Origin of the sequence: Mycobacterium sp. UM_CSW, from assembly GCF_000455205.1 — a bacterium.
Classification (GTDB): Bacteria; Actinomycetota; Actinomycetes; order Mycobacteriales; family Mycobacteriaceae; genus Mycobacterium.
In genome coordinates this window covers 35,812-51,419 of sequence record NZ_AUWQ01000002.1, presented here as the reverse complement: position 1 = coordinate 51,419, position 15,608 = coordinate 35,812, and the positions used below count along the sequence as shown (strand labels likewise).

Sequence of the window (15,608 nt, the reverse complement as noted above, 5' to 3'; positions counted from 1 at the left end):
TTGCTCATCGCGGCAAATCAACAGGTTGCAGGAAGGTTGACGACAAACCACCGACAAGGCCTCTTGTTCCGCCAGGCAAGAGCGCAGATTTGTCAGTGCCTCGTGGGACCCTCGAGTCATGAGTGAAGAGCAATGGGACGGCCATCGCATGTGCGACGCCAATTCCGGAAATACCGCCTTTCGCGTACGCGGCGCTCGCGTATGTGACGCCAACAGCGGCCAGACCGAATACCGCATCAGGGACGACGGTCGGGTCGTAGATGCCAACAGCGGCAACCTGGTGTTCCGAGTTCGCGACGACGGGCGGGTTGTTGACGCGAACAGTGGTGAACTTCGATACAGGCTACGGAGCTGACCTCATAAATTCGCCTTCCACGCTAGGGCGCAACTTGCGCAATTGGCCCGGTGATCGCTGCTAGATTTTGGCGATGGTCCAGCGAGTCGCAATACGCATCGACGTCGGCGCTGCTGTTCCGCTGGAGCTAGTTGCCCAGCTCATCAGGGACACCAGCACGGTTTGCAACACAGCTCTGTCTCTCGACAGGCAGTCGGAACTCAACCGCGTGACGCGCTTGCTGCCCCTTGACCAAGATGCGCGAATCGAACTAGCTGAATACCTAAGAACTCGCAGGTATCAACCGCTTGGCGAGTACCCCGACGACAAGCTCTATCCGTACCCGCGCCGTATACGCGACATCCTCGAACGCCTACTCCTGTCGAGCGCTACATTTGGCCCGCCGAACCTTTGGCCTCCCGCCGAAGTCCAAGCCGCTTATTTGCTTAACTCCATGCCGGATTCCGAGCCGCTGGTGCCGACAGTGGAACGGATCTCATACACAAATCCTCTGGAGATCATCCTGACCGGGGTCACGTGGGGCGCCGGCATTTCTGTGGGCGGCGGGTCGCTCTGGTGGCTATTGAAGTACCTGCGGGACTTCGGTCCCAAGCGCGAGAAGGACAGGGCCGATGCGCAAAAGACGCGTGCAGAGGCCACCAAACTTGAAGCTGAGGCCGAAGAGGCACGAGCGCAAGCGCATCAGATTCGCACCGAGGCAGAGTGCAAGGCGAAAGTCACCAGGGCGCTGCTCCGGCGGGTACGGGACGGTCAAGCGGTCCTTGCCCCTGGACAGATCGCTGAGATTGTCGACGACCGGGCAGTCGGTGCGATCCTTGAGCTAACCCAGCGACCCCTGGATATCGAGGACCAATCCGACCACGAAGCAGGTTAGCCGGACGATCGAAAGTTGCTAGGCCTGTCGGACGTGTGAGTTAGTGTGCGGTTCATGGACACCGCTGCCGAAAAGCCGAGCGTGGTACTCAGACCATCTGGCCCTACGGCATTCGACCCGCGGACCCGGCAGGCGGCGCATGAACTTCTGGCAGAACTAGCGAGCGATGACCTTAACGTCACGCTTCAGCTGCCCGACCCTGGGCAGTTCTCCTTACAGAACTCGCTAGAGGCAATCGGCATCTTCATCGCGGGCGCGGCATCGAAGAAGGTTCTCGACCTAACCTTGGCAAGTGCCTTAGCCAGCACGACACGGTGGCTGCGCAATCGGTTCGCCAAGGACAAGAACGCAGGCGCGATGTACATAACCATCTACGGCCCGGATGGTAAGCCTCTCAAGAACGTGCTTGGACGAAGTGCCGATCACATAAAGGACGTGACGCCGCCAGACAGACGCGGTGACTCGACCAACCAACATCCCGAGTCCGGAGATGGAATCCGATGAGTGACAACGCTCCTGAGGAGTCACGTGCGGCATTGCTAGTGACGACTCCGCCAGATCCCGCGACCCAAGGCAATACACTGTTCAATGTCGTTAGTGACCTATCTGAGGTGGACTACGAACGGTACAGAGCCGCATACATAGCCCTAGACGGCATCCTCGTCGAGAACCTGTTCACATACTACGAGGAATCTTTCAAAGCGCTCGCAGAGATGTGGAGGGACACAAGCAAGAAGTTCGCCACCGGGCCAATAAAAATCGATGGGCACTCGACAGACATGGTGTCCTTGGGAGCCCGGTTCCGGGGTGCAGTCCTGTCACTGGTTTCGATGCTCTGTTACCACCAGGAGCGAACTTACGAAGAGATTTGCGCGAAGTACGAGAAGGACGGACCAGAGCATCAGGCTGCGAAGGGCATCTTTGGCTCGCTGTACGACGATTACTTCGGCTACCGCTATCTGTACAAGCTGCGCAACGTGATGATCCACGGCACAATCCGCGCCGTCTCAATTTCCCTTGAGGCATACGCTAATAAGGGGAACCCCTTCGCCTTCATCGATCTGACCATGGACCGAGACTCGTTGATCAAGTCAGACAAGATCAACGCAACTCTCAAAGCCGAATTGGCCAGCAAGCCTGGCGATCCCAGTATCATGCAGATGGCGATGGAGTTCCACAAGGCGCTGCGGAAGGCCAATAGACAGCTACTAACAATCCTTCACCCAGACCTAACCGACGTTTGCAACACCGTTCTTGAGTTCGACAGCCTCTTTGAAGGCCAGGATGGCGTGCGTGGCCTGATTAGCCAGAAGAGCCCAGAACTACGCGCCCCGTTTACAACTGGTTTCACTCCGTGGGCGGGCGACGTTATCATGTTTGCCCGCAGCTACACCACGGAAGACTGGAAGAACCCCGACGATGAGGGATAACCATGTCGTGGCTTGATTTCATCGTTCAAATGTCGCAAGCGTGGGCATGGCCCACAGTCACGGCTGGTGCACTGGTCTTCCTGCGAAAGCCGATCAAGCTGGCCGCAACTGGAATCGTGGCGCGCGTTGGCGATATCCGACGGCTGAAGGGACCCGGTTTCGACCTCGAATTCGAAAGAGAAGCCAAGCAGTTGGCGGAGGCAACGGAGGAGCGAAAGGCCTTGCCCTCAACGACGACTGGCGAAGGGTCGCCGTTACCGCCGGAATCTACGGATGAGAAATTTGCGAAGTACCAAGAACTCGTTGCACTGGATCCAGCCGCTGCGGTCCTGGCATCGTTCGCGGATCTAGAGTCATTGATGAGACAAGAATTTGAGCGTTATTTCCCAGACCACGGCCGCTTTACGCCTTTCCGGCAGATGCTCAAATTGTTCGCGAGCGAAGGTTTCATCCTTGGCCCCCTGGTCGGAATGCTCGCAGAACTAGGAGACTTGCGAAATCGTGTGGCTCACGAAGGTACGCGTATCGACGCAAACTCCGCAGATTACTATGTCCGAGCCGTCCTGAACGCGATTGATGGCCTCCGATCCCAGAACTTCTTCCAAGAACCTAGTGCGCCGTCCCCTGTACCCGGGATAAAGCCGATAGAGCCACCACCCTCGTCGCCGCCGTTGCAACCGGACGAGCGAACTTAGGCGCTGCGGTGTCCTCCTCTCTGATGTAGTCCGCGTAGGTGGTCAGCGTCAGTACGAAACTGGAGTGCCCCAGCCACTTGGATACCTGCATGTAGTGCTCCCCCGCGCTCAAGGCCAGCGTGGCGAAGGTACGGCGCAGATCGTGAAAACGTACCGCTCCTAGGCCTAAGGCCTTGCAGGCTGGCTGAAAATAGTTGTGGTACAGGTTGTCCACCACAATCGGGCGCGCCCAATCGAAATCCTCTACGTCCACTACGGCTTTGCCGGTCAGCCCGGCGACTGTCACGGCTACGGACCCAACGGCTTAACGGTTGAGTCGGAGTACAGCTGGGCAGGCGGCCTCGTACCTAGCCAGCTTGAAAACGCATCTCCGCTTGAGGGCGGCAGGTACCGGGGCACTGCACCCCGCGCCGGAAACCGCATCGGCGTATCCAGGGACCCTAGGGGCTAGCGCACCCGGTGGAACCGCGAACACGTTAACTCTTTGGGCGTCAAATCCTTCCCCCAAAGGACAAGGAACGTCGCTTACAACTAAATAGAGTTGGGCAGCGCGGCGGGCGCGGTAATGCTTTACTGCCCTTTCACGTTACCGAGTCCGCTTGCAGCGCCTATCTGTTAGCGCCGTAGGACTCTGCCGCACTACAGGCGCTAACAGGCAGATCGGCCCCGTAGGTGACCGGCACTTACGGGGTCGACTGCTGTTGGCGATAAATGGAATCGCTGGCCTACACGATGCTTCCAGTTTCACCGCTTCGGCGTAGTCGTCAGGTTGTGCTCTTCCGCTCGGCGGAGTCGCCAGCTCGACGTTTCAGCTTGGTGTTGCATTGCTCGCATACGAACGTCAGTTGGTCGCGGGGCACTACCTGTACGTGCTGACAGTGGTGACACCGCACCTTCGAAGACTCACCCTCAGGTTTCGGTGGGGCTACGGTTGGCTTCTGCGGAGCTGCTGGCCTAGCGGCGCTTTTGACCGGCTGCGGTTCCCATAGGCGGTTTGCGGCTTTGCACTGCCAGCATTCGTACTCAGGCTGTGTGGCCGGAATGTTCTGGACCGCGTTGCACCGTGGGCACTTCACCGCCCGCATACCGGGTGGTGCCTGCGGCAGGCCGGGCTTCGAAAAGATCGCCATAGGCAGGGCGACGATGAACAGCAGCGCACCGAAGACAAACCACCCGACCGGGCTGCCGAGATGCCTCCTTTGAGCAATAGCCGCTGTGATGGCGCCGAAGATCAGGACGAAGAAAATGAAGGTGTACGGGTCGTTCATATGTCGGTGCCCCTTCATCCTCTCGTCTTTTTGCACCGGCAATGTTGCCACCAGCGGACCTTGCCGGGGAAGACATCGCACAGAACGACCTTGTGGGGTCGCCGGTGCTGCCCCGGGCCAAACAGTTGCCGACGTAGCGCCGTGTCGTTTTAAGTCACGCGACTGACGACAAACCACCGACAAGACGGCCTTTCGGGCGACACGGGTGCCGGTGAAGCGGGGCCAAAACAGGCCCTCTAGCTGCACAAACAGGTTGTGGGGCGGGCGGGGCTCGAACCCGCGACCAACGGATTATGAGTCCGCGGCTCTAACCAACTGAGCTACCGCCCCCGGCATGGTTGAGGTGCGAGCATTACCCTAGCGCTACTCCCCGCCGCCTAGCCGCGGTGTGGGGTTCACTCGCCGACCCACGGCCCCGGCCGCAGGCGTCGCCGGCGAACCGCCGTCGGGACCCGCCAATTGTTGCGGAGTGTTTCGGCGCGCTCACACTGGGCCGGTTGGCAAGGTGAGCTGCGGCCTGTTTGCACACGGAAAGCCGTGAGCGCGGGCCGGTCGCGCGGCAGCAAAGGTGCTTAGCGCGACTGCGAATCGCGACGGTGCGCGCCGCCTGATCATCGGCGCCGAACATTGGGCGCCCTTCCTGGGCGGAAAGGAACCATAAGTGAAGCCCAAACACCTTGTGTTTCAGCGGCTCTGGCTGTTTGAATTGCGGATCAGGCGGCCTGTTCGCGGCCGAGGCAATTTACCAATCGAGTTGTAAGAACGGCTCAAACGCGCGGTTTTTGTGGTGCTAACGCGAACTTTACGCGCTGTCGCAGTCGCAAAGTCCTGACGATGCTGCGGCACCTTCGCGCAGGTCGTAGGTGGTTCTACTCCGCTCGGACTTGCATCGGCCACGGGTAATCCCTGAATTCGACTCGATGACGGGATCCCTTGCTGCTTCGATTGCAGCCCAACGACTTACGTTCGAATGTCACATCCAAATCCACCGTCGAGCAAGCTAACAGCTATTCACGTCACGGCCAACCGATTGAAACAAAAGAGTATTTTTCATTTACTTCCCCGTTACCTTGCTGGGCGCTTGGTAATGCATCCCGGGCGCACACTCCGACTAATGCGCGCATTACCAACAGTCAAAGAAGCCTGAGAGGAAATAGCGAATGAGTAGAACTACGGCCGACTGTCCTCGACGCCTCGGCGCGCGAGCCGCCTTCGCGGCGCTCGCCATCGCGGCCATGGCTGCCGCACCGGTGGTGGCGATCACCGAGGCAACGCACCCGGCCAAGGCCACGATCAGCGCCGACCCCAACGACATCGACTACTACAACGTGGGCGAAGCCGGCGCTGGCGGCGGAGGCGGCGGCTAGACCGCAGCTCCACCCACCGAGGTGCCGTGCACGCCGCGGGGCCTCGGTCGCACGTCGCCGTCAGGCGAAGACCGTCTGCCCGTCCGCGTCGAGCAGGTAACGCTCGGTGCCCTGCTCGACCCGCGGGGTGTCGGCGCCCAGCGACACGGCGACTTTATTGCTGGCGTTGCGCATGACGTCGAAGGTGAGCTCGACGGCCTCGGCCTCGGAAAACCCGGAGCGCACCTCGGCGGCAACGTCGGCGACGAGGTGCGCAGGCGTCCAAATTAACCCATCGGTATAACGCAGCGCTGCTTTAGCGCGCGGGGCCAGCACCGGCGAGTCCTCATAGCGCTCGATGTTCCCGTACAGCTCCTCCGTGCCACCGGCGTCGAGTGCGGTGCTCTCACGCAACGATTTGCACAGCCGGCAGTTGTGCTGCGCCGCGCCGCGGAGCCGGACCAGCTCGGCGGTGACCGGGTCCAGCGCGCGCATGCGCGCCACCGCGGGCAGAAACTCGTTGAACACCACGTCCGAGGGCTCGGTGGTGTGGTCCCAGTCGACCGGCCCGCTCACCCAGCCGAGGTGCTCGGAGCCGACGCCCAGCGCCTCCAGGCCGGCCCGCACCCGCGGAACGAAGTCGGCGATGTACATCTGCGTCACCACGCTGAAGGTGCTGTCCCCCAGCTGCTTCCACAACCGGGACCGCTGCTCGCTGGTGATCGCCGAGACGTCGGCGCTGAACTGCTCGGCGAACTCGGCGACGACGGCCTCCGCCTCCGACGCCGGCTCGGAAACCTCGACCGCCGAGGGTAGTGGCGGCAGCGACATCGTCTGCGCGCACACCCGCCGCACTAGGCCCGCAAGACGCCCATCACCTGGAGATAACGACACCAACTGCGTCAGCATTTGTCACACGCTACTGCGCCTGGCTCACCGACGACATATAGAAATCGGGTATCCGCAGCGACGGCATGGCCGCCCGGGTGGCCCAGTCGCCCCACTCCCGCGGCAGCGTTTTTTCGCTCACGCCCGCCTCGGTGGCCCGCCGCAGCAGGTCGAGTGGGCTCTCGTTGAACCGGAAGTTGTTGACCGCCGCTGTCACCTCGCCGTCCTCGATCAGGTAAACGCCGTCGCGCGTCAGCCCGGTGAGCAGCAGCGTGGTCGGGTCGACCTCCCGGATGTACCACAGGGTCGTCAGCAGCAGGCCGCGCTCGGTGGCCGCGATCAGGTCGGCTTGCTCGGCCGAGCCGCCGGTCATCACCAAGTTGTCGGCGGCGACCGCCACCTTGGCGTCGAATTTCTCGGCCGTGGCCCGCGGATAGGCCAGCGCATTGATGACCCCGTTGCGGATCCAGTCGACCTGGCCGATCTCCATGCCGTTGTCGAAGACCGACAACGTCTCCGAGGAGGCGCTGACCGCGACGAAGGGCGTGCACGCCAGCCCCGGCGCCATCGGGTCGGAGAACATCGTCAGCGGCAGATCGGTCAACCGCTCCCCCACCCGCGTCCCGCCACCCGGCGCCGACAGCGCGGTGCGACCTTCCTCCGCGCCGCGGCCGGCCATCGACCAGGCCAGGTAGATCATCATGTCGGCCACCGTCGACGGCGGCATGATCGTCTCGTAGCGGCCCGCGGGCAGGGCGACGCTGCGCTTGGCCCAGCCCAGCCTCATCGACAATTGCTCGAGCAGCGAATCGGTGGGCACGTCAACGAAATCCGCGGTTCCGACGCCCGCCCAGGCGCTGGCGTCGCCGCGTTTGGCGTTGATCTCCACCGCGCCGGTCGGCTGGCTGAAGCGCCGGCGCAGCCCGGTCGACGACGCGAGGAACGTCGTCGAAACGCTATGGTGCGCAAAGCCGTACAACCGGTCGGCACCGCGGAAGCCCCGGCTCAGCGAGTCGGCGACGTCGGCGAACACCAGCGGCCCGGTGCCCGGCACGGGCGCGTCCCAATCGGCGGGCACCCCCGCATCGGCCAGCAGCGGCGCCGCGTCACCGGCCTCCGGCGCCGAGCGGGCCGCCTCCTGGGACGCCGCCACCAGCCCCGGAATCACCCGCGGATCCACCTCGGCGGAGACCACCGTGCCGATGTGTGCGCTGTCGCCTTGCCGCACCACCGAAATCACGGCGATGCTGCGGTTGACCGAAACCCCGTTGGTGGTCATGGAATTGCCCGCCCAGCGCAGCGTGGCCTCGATCTTGTCGGTGACCAGCACCATGGTCTCGCTGGCGCCGCCCAGCTTGGCCGCCTCGTCGAGCACGAGGTTGACGACGTGCTGCGGGGTGATCATCGGGCGCCCTCGCTGACCGTGTTGAGCACGTTGACACCGCGGAACAGCGCCGACGGACAGCCATGGCTGACCGGGGCGACCTGTCCCGGCTGCGCCTTGCCGCAGTTGAACGCGCCGCCCAGCCGCCACGTCGACGCGTCGCCCACGGCTTCCATGGAGTTCCAGAAATCGGTGGTCGTCGCCTGGTAGGCGACGTCGCGCAGCTGCCCGTCCAGGCGGCCGTCGCGGATCCGGAAGAACCGCTGCCCGGTGAACTGAAAGTTGTAGCGCTGCATGTCGATCGACCACGACTTGTCGCCGACGATGTAGATGCCGTTCTCGACGCGGCCGATCAGATCGGCGGTGCTGACGTCCTCGGCGGCGGGCTGCAGCGATACATTGGCCATCCGCTGGATCGGCACGTGATGCGGCGAGTCGGCATACGAGCACCCATTGGAGCGCGGCTGCCCCAGCCGCGGGGCGAACACCCGGTCGAGCTGGTAGCCCACGAAGATGCCGTCGCGCACCAGATCCCAGCTCTGCGCGGCCACTCCCTCGTCGTCGTACCCGACGCTGGCCAGGCCGTGTTCGACGGTGCGGTCGGCGGTCACGTTCATCACCGGCGAGCCGTAGCGCATGGTGCCGAGCTTGTCGGGGGTGGCGAACGACGTTCCCGCGTAGGCGGCCTCGTAGCCAATCGCACGGTCGTATTCGGTTGCGTGGCCGATGGATTCGTGGATGGTCAGCCACAGGTTGGTCGGGTCGATCACCAAATCCGTCGGCCCGGCCACCACGCTGGGCGACTTGACCTTCTCCGCGAGCAACGACGGCAGCTGGGCGAGCTCGTCGGTCCAGTTCCATATCTCGTCGTCGGCCAGCGCCTCCCAGCCGCGGCCCATCGGCGGGGCGAGCGTGCGCATCGAGTCAAAACTGCCGGCCGCGGGGTCGACGGTCACCGCCTCCAGCGACGGCAGCACCCGCACCCGCTGCTGGGTGATCGACGATCCGAAGGTGTCGGCGTAGTACGTCTGCTCCTTGACGGCGGTCAGGCCCGCCGACACGTGGTCGACGCCGTCGGAGCCCAGCAGGCGCCCGGAGTACTCCTCGAGCACGGCGATCTTCTCCGGGCCGGGCACCTCGAACGGGTCGATCCGGTAACTCGACACCCAGGTGGCGTCGGCGTACACGGGCTCCGCCGCGAGCTCGACGCGCTCGTTGTTCAGCATCGCCAGCGTGGTGGCCACGTGCACGGCGCGGCGCGCGGTCTCGGCCGCGACGGCGGGCGCCAGCTCCGCGTGCGAGGCGAATCCCCAGGTGCCGTCGACGATCACCCGTACCGCCAGGCCCACCTCGCGGCTCACCACGGCCGTCTCCAGCTCGCCGTCGCGCAGCTGGATGATCTCGCTGCTCAGGCGGTGAATCCGCAGGTCGGCATAGCTGGCCCCGGCCGCCTTGGCCGCCGACAGCGCGGCGTCGGCCAGCTCGTGGCGCGGCAGGCCCAGGAAGTCGGGATCGATCCCCCGGTTCGGTGTCACCGCGCCTTACCCCTATCGACGCAGACGATCACTCCGCGCGGCCGCAGCCACCCCCCACGGTACCCAAAGCAGTGTTCAGCACCCCGCACGCGGCAAACACTACAGACCGAGCACATGGTGATGCCTGGTCGTGTCGAGGTGAGCTCGAGGTGGCCATCGGTCAGCGGGACGAGGGCAGCCACAAGCCACGGGATAGGTCTCGATCGAGCAGGCGCGCGCTCACGTCGCCGTCATGGAAGAGCGTCGGGTCGAAAGCATCACCGAAGTGCTTGGCCAACAACGACGAGAACAGCAGGGCGGCAGACTGGGGCCGGTGATTCATGACCAATTGACTGGTCTGGCCGGCGTCGTTGAAGTACACGACCACGAAGTTGTAGATCTCGACTCCACCCGGGTGGTAAACCTCGCTGCCGCGGATGCGGGAGCGGTAGTCCTCCAACCAGAGATCGCCGCGCATGCCGTAAAACCGGAAGTCCTGGAACGTGTACAAACTTCGCGCGAAGCTGAGCATCTTTCCGATCTGTTGCGCGCCGCGCAGTTCACCGTTGAACACGGCGCCTTGCAGAATGACGTCGTCGGCGAGGTTGTCCAGCCAGTGGGGGTAGTAGTCCAGATGCGGCGCCTGATTGTCGAGCTTGTGGGTGGTCTCGTTCGGTGCGGCTGTCACGGCAATCGTCTCCTAAATTGAGGTTGATGAGCTTGCAGTTGTTTGGATGCCTGCCCGTCGCACGCCATCGCGGACAGTCCGGGCACGGGTGAAGGGAGTCGCCCCGAAAGCGGTGCCCGGCTTCAGCTCCCAGGGCCATGTCATGAGCGCCCAGACGGCGCCGACGATGACAACCTCTATCAGCACGTAGAAGGGCCAAGGTCCCAAAACGTTCAGCAGCGACGCGTTGACGGGTTTCCGGTTGAGGAAGCCGTAGTCACTTCCCGCGATTGTATTGAAGACGAAGGTGAACGCCCCCCACGTCAGGGTGGTAATGACCGCGAAGCGGTAGTTGCGCCAGCCCGGCCTTATCCCACACCCCCACGTCAGATAGATGGCAGCCCATACGACGAGCAGATGCAGCGCAAAGAAGGTGAGGAAGCCGTGGCCAGGAAAGTCTGGCGCGCTGAGATCCGGCGTGATCAACGCCTGCGAGCTCAGCGGAAGACCCCAGTAGTAGACCAGTGAGGACGCCCATTTCCGCTGCGACCACAAGGCGTAGGCTGCCGTCAGCTCAGCGAGGTCGCACAGTTGCAGCGGCACCGAATGGTCAATGCTTGGCTGGACCAGCTTGTACAGCAAAGCCACGCTGAATACCGCCAGGGTTGCCGCGCCCAGGACGCGGCCAAGGCGCCGAGAGTGCGCGTTGTGATGCCGGCGTCCGAGCCAAACCAGCGCCGCAGCCCCGATCGCGAAGACCGCGAGCACAATCCAGTGTGACGGGCCGTAGGCGGAGAATTGCCCGATCGGTGCCAAAGCCACGGGCGGCGTAGGTGTGATGGTCATCGCTGGTAACTCCTCAATTGTTGTGCCGCCATTTGCGCTGTCTTCAATGTGAAGTAGTGCTGACGCAGGACGTGTCCGTTGTGACTGACCGCCCATACTTGGGGGCGAATCTGGATGATGGCGGTCATCGCTCTAGCTCTTCTCGCTCGTTGTTCGGCCGGGGCCCTGTATCAACGATCGCCGCTGCCGACATGAGCTGGGGATACCGCCTTTACCCCCGGTACTGCCAGGGACACCATCGGGCTCAATGGGCGCGGAATGGCGTCCGCGCGAAAGGTGACGCCCGCGGTTGCGGCGCTAGGCGCTCGCGCGAAAATCTAGCGTCGGTGCTTCACCAGTGCGCTCCGGCTGGCCGGAGTCGGTGCGCCGCCATTGGTAACCGGCTTGGTCTTCATAATCGATGGTGACGCGCAGCGTGAAGTCCGGCTTTGTGGTTCTGTAGACCATTACGGCGTGCTGATTTGGTGACAGTGTGCGCTGCCACGCCGTCGCGAAGTGTCCAACCAATGCGTCCAGCAATGCTTGTTTGAAAGTCGGCGGAAGATCACTTCGCTGCTCCGATGCACTATTGAAAGTTGACAGCGCCGCCAGGATGGATCGATCTAACGCCTGCTCGACCCGCATAGCGTTGTTGGCCTGCTCGCAACCGTCGGCCACTTCAAACCCTTTGGTATCTATGGCTTTAACCTCGACGGCGAGGATCGTCGTCACCGCATTGCTTGTATTGTCGATTCTTACGGTCCACCATGTATCACCGAACATCAGCGTTCTCATACAGGACGGAAAGACCTTTCGGGCCTGAGCCGCAACTCGTTTCCCCCGGACGCGGCGGAGCGCCTCGATCTGCGCCTTGTGGCGTCTGCGTTCTTCAGCAGCCTTCCTGGGCTCCCGGACCACAGCCACATAAAGCGCGATGAGCACGCCAACCGTCGTCGCAACCGCCGCGACCGCCTGAATTTCCTGAAGCCAGAGCGGCAGTTGATTGACCACATCTGACGTGCCCTGCGCGGTGATGCGCTCCACGAACGCGACGGGCCCGTTGGTCATTGGGGGCTCCCCTACGTTAGGAGTCGATCGGCCGGGCCCGCTGTGGATAATCGTCGTAGAACCCGGCGCCGGACTTGACCCCAAACCGACCCGCCTGCAGATAACTTCGTAAGAGCCGACGCGGGCCCTCCGGATACTCCGGGTGCTCAGCGCAATAATGCTCTTCGATGTCCAAGACCACGTCCAGGCCCACCTGATCCATCATGCGAAACGGGCCAGCGGACGAGCCGGTGTTAATTTCGAACATCCGGTCGACTTCCTGCGGTGTGGACACGCCTTCGGCGACGACCTCGAGAGACTCCCGCTTGACCGCGGCCCATATCCGGTTGAAGATGAATCCGGTGCTCTCCCTTCGTGCTTCAAACGGGTACAGACCAAACTTGGGCAGTGTGGTCATCACGAAGTCAATGATGCGGGGGTCGGTCTTGCCGCAAGACATCACGTCGACGGCATTTTGTTTGGGCGGCATGTAGAAGTGGATGTTCAGCACACGTTCGGGATGGTGCACCTTGTCCAAAAACATGCGGCTCGCGTACGAGGAGGAGTTGCTCGCGAGGATGGCGTCGGTGGCCGACAACTCGTCGAGCTGTCCGAACATTTGCTTCTTCAGCTCCAGGCGCTCGGGGATCGCCTCGATGACCAACCATGCATCGCGCACCGCGTCGGCGAGGTCGGCTTCGGCCGAAATCGAGCCAGGCACAACGCCAGTGAGCTGGTCGACGAGCGCCGGAACGCTCTTCGATACGTAATCGACCGCGGCCTGTCGTTGCGCTTCGGCGAGGTCATAGATCTTCACCGCTACACCACGTGCGGCGAATATCAGCGCGATTCGCCGTCCCAGCGTACCAGCGCCGACGACGGCCACCGGCCGGCTCGAGTAGTCGGTTGGAACCATGGAAGTCATTTCTTGCTCCTGTGTGGGTTATGCGGCGTTGATTGCCGATTCGGGTTGGGTGGGATGTTCGACGGGTCGTCGTCCGATGGCTTGGCGTTCCGTGATCGTGAGTTGGCCCCGGTTAGTGGTCAGGAAGGTCGAGGTCCACGAAATCAGCGTGGTGAGCTTGCTTTTGAACCCGACGAGGTAGACCAGGTGCAGTAGCAGCCACGCCAACCAGGCCGCGAAGCCGCTGATTTCCAGTCGGCCAATCTTGGCGACTGCCGAGAACCGGGAAATAGTTGCCATCGACCCCTTGTCGACGTAGTGAAACGGGTCACGGATGGCGTGGTGGAACGGTGCGCTCACGTTGCGGTTCGCGACCTTCAGGTCGGCCTTGATGGAGCGTGCCGCGTACTTCGCGCCCTGAATGGCACCCTGGGCCATGCCGGGTACCCCCGGCACCGCGGCCATATCGCCGATGACGAACACGTTGGGGTGCCCCGGGATCATCAAGTCGGACAACACGTTTACCCGACCTGACCGGTCGACCTCCAGCCCCGCTTGTTCGGCGATCTGGGCGCCCAACGGACTTGCCGCCACTCCGGCGGACCAGACCTTGCACACCGATTCGATACGGCGGGTGGTGCCGTCCGAATCCTTGATCGTCAATCCAACGCGATCGACGTCGACCACCGTTGCGCCCAGCTGTATCTCGACGCCCAATTTCTGCAGGCGCGCCTGGGCCTTGGCGCCCAAATTGGCACCCATCGGGGACAGTACCGTTGGCCCGGCATCGAGCAGGATCACCCGTGCCTGTGTGGAGTCGATATGGCGGAACTCGCCTTTGAGGGTCTGCTTGGCAAGATCGGCGATCTGGCCGGCCATCTCCACCCCGGTAGGACCCGCGCCGACGACGGTGAACGTGAGCAGCTTCTCCCGCCACGCCGGATCGCCGGAGCGTTCAGCCAACTCGAACGCGCCGAGGATTCGCCCGCGGACCTCGAGCGCATCGTCGATGGTCTTCATGCCGGGCGCGAACTCCGCGAAACGGTCGTTGCCGAAATAGGATTGGCCGGCGCCGGCCGCGACGATCAGGCTGTCGTACTCGGTCTGGTAGCGCTGCCCGAGCAGCTCGGCGACCACGTAGCGTTCACGCAGATTGATTTCCACGACGTCGCCGAGGAGCACCTCCGCGTTGCGCTGCTCGCGAAGGATCCGTCGGGTGGCGGTGGCGATCTCGCCCTCGGACAGGATGCCCGTCGCCACTTGGTAGAGCAGCGGCTGAAACAGGTGGTGCTGCGTCCGGGCAATCACCGTGACATCGACCGGCGCACGCTTGAGCGCCTTCGTTGCCGCCAACCCGCCGAAACCCGAACCGATTACGACGACGCGATGCCGGCGCCCAGGCCCCTCTCCAACGACAGAGACGATGCTCACGGTCGCCTCCCGTCGGGCAGTTCGGCATAGGCGATACCGGTGAGGTTGCCTTGCAATGCCCGGATGGGTCGGTTGCCGGATCCGTCCAGCGTGGCCGCCCACACATTGCCGCCCAGGTCGGTGACAAACATCCGGTTGTGACCTGGGTCCAGCGCGATGCCGATGCCTTCCATCAGGTGGGTCACGACTATTTCCGGTTCGCCGTTGCCGATGGTGTCTAGTTGGGCCCGATTGACGGTATTGCCGTACGGCGGGTCGCCGCGGTCGGTCCAATACAGCGTGCGTGTCGTGTGGTCGATTTCGAGGTCGATCGGCTCGGGCAGGTCTTTGAACACCACCTCGATGTCGCTGCGGTTGGACGCCGTCTCGCCGGCGGGAAGGTCGATTCCGGCGCGCAGAATCCTGCCGAGCCCCGCATCGCTGGGGCCCTTCTGCGTCCAGTAGAGATGCCCGCGGACGTGGTCGACGGCGACGCCGACGCACCAGTTGGTCTCGTCGCGCCGGTCCTCGTCGCCCCGCCCGGACTGCACCAGCGTTTCCACCTGGGACCCGTTCAGATCGCAGCGCATCACCCGCATGCCTTCCCGGTCGGACCAGTACAGCTTTCGACTTGCGGTGTCGAAATGAAGCTGCTTTGGGGTATAGGTTCCGCCGCTGGGAACAATCGTGATGCGGTTGTTTCCGTCGAGGTCCGCTCGCTCGATCGAGCCGTCGTCGCGCGCCGGAACGCCCATGTTGGTCCAATAGATATGGCCGCCTTGGATATCGACGGCAATACCATCGGGTACGGCGCATCCGGTGACGAGGAACGTCTTGTCGGAGCCGTCGGGATTGATCGAGAACAGTCGTCCGCCACCGCTGGCTTCAAGGACGAACAGTTTCGGGGTGACAATCATGTCTTATCCTTCCAATCTGAAAAATCATGCGTGCCAGAATATTTGGCATTACTGGTTGAAATATGTTGTCGGCGCGGCGTCAGC

At 62.9% G+C, this 15,608-nt stretch carries 15 protein-coding genes, 1 tRNA gene and 2 pseudogenes; 6 read left to right on the top strand and 12 right to left on the bottom strand.

What is annotated here, in order from left to right; translation table 11 throughout:
• Positions 1-118 precede the first annotated feature (118 nt).
• From N415_RS32150 to N415_RS31815, 5 genes are all read left to right on the top strand, one after another.
• A complete protein-coding gene (locus tag N415_RS32150; protein WP_081665005.1) occupies positions 119-355 on the top strand; it encodes a hypothetical protein in 237 nt (78 codons plus the stop codon).
• Positions 356-428: 73 nt separating this feature from the next.
• The gene (locus N415_RS01415) at positions 429-1,229 is read left to right on the top strand and encodes a hypothetical protein (protein WP_068176348.1); all 801 of its coding nucleotides are present in this window, start codon (positions 429-431) and stop codon (positions 1,227-1,229) included.
• A gap of 54 nt (positions 1,230-1,283) precedes the next feature.
• Positions 1,284-1,733 carry a hypothetical protein gene (locus N415_RS31260; RefSeq protein ID WP_152531201.1) on the top strand — a complete coding sequence of 150 codons (450 nt, stop codon included), beginning with the start codon at positions 1,284-1,286 and terminating at the stop codon, positions 1,731-1,733.
• Positions 1,730-2,659 carry a hypothetical protein gene (locus tag N415_RS01405; protein WP_152531200.1) on the top strand — a complete coding sequence of 310 codons (930 nt, stop codon included), beginning with the start codon at positions 1,730-1,732 and terminating at the stop codon, positions 2,657-2,659. The genes N415_RS31260 and N415_RS01405 overlap by 4 nt, the downstream gene beginning before the upstream one ends.
• Before the next feature lie 2 nt (positions 2,660-2,661).
• Positions 2,662-3,354, top strand: coding sequence for a hypothetical protein (locus N415_RS31815; RefSeq protein ID WP_161630264.1), 693 nt, complete (start codon positions 2,662-2,664; stop codon positions 3,352-3,354).
• On the opposite strand, the pseudogene N415_RS32455 reads toward N415_RS31815, so the two are convergent.
• From N415_RS32455 to N415_RS01395, 3 genes and pseudogenes are all read right to left on the bottom strand, one after another.
• Positions 3,269-3,592, bottom strand: a pseudogene (locus N415_RS32455) (tyrosine-type recombinase/integrase); the annotation flags it as partial. The gene N415_RS31815 and the pseudogene N415_RS32455 overlap by 86 nt on opposite strands.
• 526 nt (positions 3,593-4,118) lie before the next feature.
• Positions 4,119-4,673 (bottom strand): hypothetical protein, encoded by a 555-nt coding sequence (locus tag N415_RS31255; protein ID WP_152531199.1) that lies wholly within the window; start codon positions 4,671-4,673, stop codon positions 4,119-4,121.
• A gap of 205 nt (positions 4,674-4,878) precedes the next feature.
• Positions 4,879-4,952: transfer RNA gene (locus N415_RS01395), tRNA-Ile, on the bottom strand.
• 830 nt (positions 4,953-5,782) lie between these two features.
• Here N415_RS01395 and N415_RS31250 point away from each other — a divergent pair.
• A complete protein-coding gene (locus N415_RS31250; RefSeq protein ID WP_152531198.1) occupies positions 5,783-5,989 on the top strand; it encodes a hypothetical protein in 207 nt (68 codons plus the stop codon).
• 60 nt (positions 5,990-6,049) lie between these two features.
• Here the strand turns inward: N415_RS31250 and N415_RS01390 are convergent, their stop codons facing one another.
• The 9 genes and pseudogenes from N415_RS01390 to N415_RS01350 all read right to left on the bottom strand — a co-directional run bounded on the left by N415_RS01390 (position 6,050) and on the right by N415_RS01350 (position 15,524).
• Positions 6,050-6,877 carry a carboxymuconolactone decarboxylase family protein gene (locus N415_RS01390; protein WP_068176336.1) on the bottom strand — a complete coding sequence of 276 codons (828 nt, stop codon included), beginning with the start codon at positions 6,875-6,877 and terminating at the stop codon, positions 6,050-6,052.
• 10 nt (positions 6,878-6,887) lie between these two features.
• Positions 6,888-8,261 (bottom strand): TldD/PmbA family protein, encoded by a 1,374-nt coding sequence (locus N415_RS01385; RefSeq protein ID WP_068176333.1) that lies wholly within the window; start codon positions 8,259-8,261, stop codon positions 6,888-6,890.
• On the bottom strand, positions 8,258-9,775 hold the full coding sequence (locus N415_RS01380) for a TldD/PmbA family protein (RefSeq protein WP_068176330.1): 1,518 nt from the start codon (positions 9,773-9,775) through the stop codon (positions 8,258-8,260). The genes N415_RS01385 and N415_RS01380 overlap by 4 nt, the downstream gene beginning before the upstream one ends.
• A gap of 160 nt (positions 9,776-9,935) precedes the next feature.
• A complete protein-coding gene (locus tag N415_RS01375; RefSeq protein WP_068176328.1) occupies positions 9,936-10,442 on the bottom strand; it encodes a hypothetical protein in 507 nt (168 codons plus the stop codon).
• A gap of 12 nt (positions 10,443-10,454) precedes the next feature.
• Positions 10,455-11,267 (bottom strand): TIGR02206 family membrane protein, encoded by an 813-nt coding sequence (locus N415_RS01370; protein ID WP_068176325.1) that lies wholly within the window; start codon positions 11,265-11,267, stop codon positions 10,455-10,457.
• 297 nt (positions 11,268-11,564) lie between these two features.
• Entirely contained in the window at positions 11,565-12,314 is a 750-nt protein-coding gene (locus N415_RS01365) for a hypothetical protein (protein ID WP_068176323.1), read from the bottom strand.
• 16 nt (positions 12,315-12,330) lie between these two features.
• Positions 12,331-13,218: a 3-hydroxyacyl-CoA dehydrogenase family protein gene (locus N415_RS01360; RefSeq protein ID WP_068176319.1), complete on the bottom strand. Its 888-nt coding sequence runs from the start codon at positions 13,216-13,218 to the stop codon at positions 12,331-12,333.
• 78 nt (positions 13,219-13,296) lie between these two features.
• A pseudogene (locus N415_RS01355) lies at positions 13,297-14,628 on the bottom strand (NAD(P)/FAD-dependent oxidoreductase); the annotation flags it as partial.
• On the bottom strand, positions 14,625-15,524 hold the full coding sequence (locus N415_RS01350; protein ID WP_068176313.1) for a 3-hydroxyacyl-CoA dehydrogenase: 900 nt from the start codon (positions 15,522-15,524) through the stop codon (positions 14,625-14,627). The gene N415_RS01350 and the pseudogene N415_RS01355, both read right to left, overlap by 4 nt.
• Between the last annotated feature and the right edge of the window lie 84 nt (positions 15,525-15,608).

Coding starts and splice junctions, on each gene's coding strand:
- N415_RS01405 (WP_152531200.1), top strand. CDS start 1,730: ATGAGTGACAACGCTCCTGAGGAGTCACGTGCGGCATTGCTAGTGACG.
- N415_RS01360 (WP_068176319.1), bottom strand. CDS start 13,218: ATGACTTCCATGGTTCCAACCGACTACTCGAGCCGGCCGGTGGCCGTC.
- N415_RS32150 (WP_081665005.1), top strand. CDS start 119: ATGAGTGAAGAGCAATGGGACGGCCATCGCATGTGCGACGCCAATTCC.
- N415_RS31250 (WP_152531198.1), top strand. CDS start 5,783: ATGAGTAGAACTACGGCCGACTGTCCTCGACGCCTCGGCGCGCGAGCC.
- N415_RS01365 (WP_068176323.1), bottom strand. CDS start 12,314: ATGACCAACGGGCCCGTCGCGTTCGTGGAGCGCATCACCGCGCAGGGC.
- N415_RS01415 (WP_068176348.1), top strand. CDS start 429: ATGGTCCAGCGAGTCGCAATACGCATCGACGTCGGCGCTGCTGTTCCG.
- N415_RS01390 (WP_068176336.1), bottom strand. CDS start 6,877: ATGCTGACGCAGTTGGTGTCGTTATCTCCAGGTGATGGGCGTCTTGCG.
- N415_RS01350 (WP_068176313.1), bottom strand. CDS start 15,524: ATGATTGTCACCCCGAAACTGTTCGTCCTTGAAGCCAGCGGTGGCGGA.
- N415_RS31260 (WP_152531201.1), top strand. CDS start 1,284: ATGGACACCGCTGCCGAAAAGCCGAGCGTGGTACTCAGACCATCTGGC.
- N415_RS01370 (WP_068176325.1), bottom strand. CDS start 11,267: ATGACCATCACACCTACGCCGCCCGTGGCTTTGGCACCGATCGGGCAA.
- N415_RS31815 (WP_161630264.1), top strand. CDS start 2,662: ATGTCGTGGCTTGATTTCATCGTTCAAATGTCGCAAGCGTGGGCATGG.
- N415_RS01385 (WP_068176333.1), bottom strand. CDS start 8,261: ATGATCACCCCGCAGCACGTCGTCAACCTCGTGCTCGACGAGGCGGCC.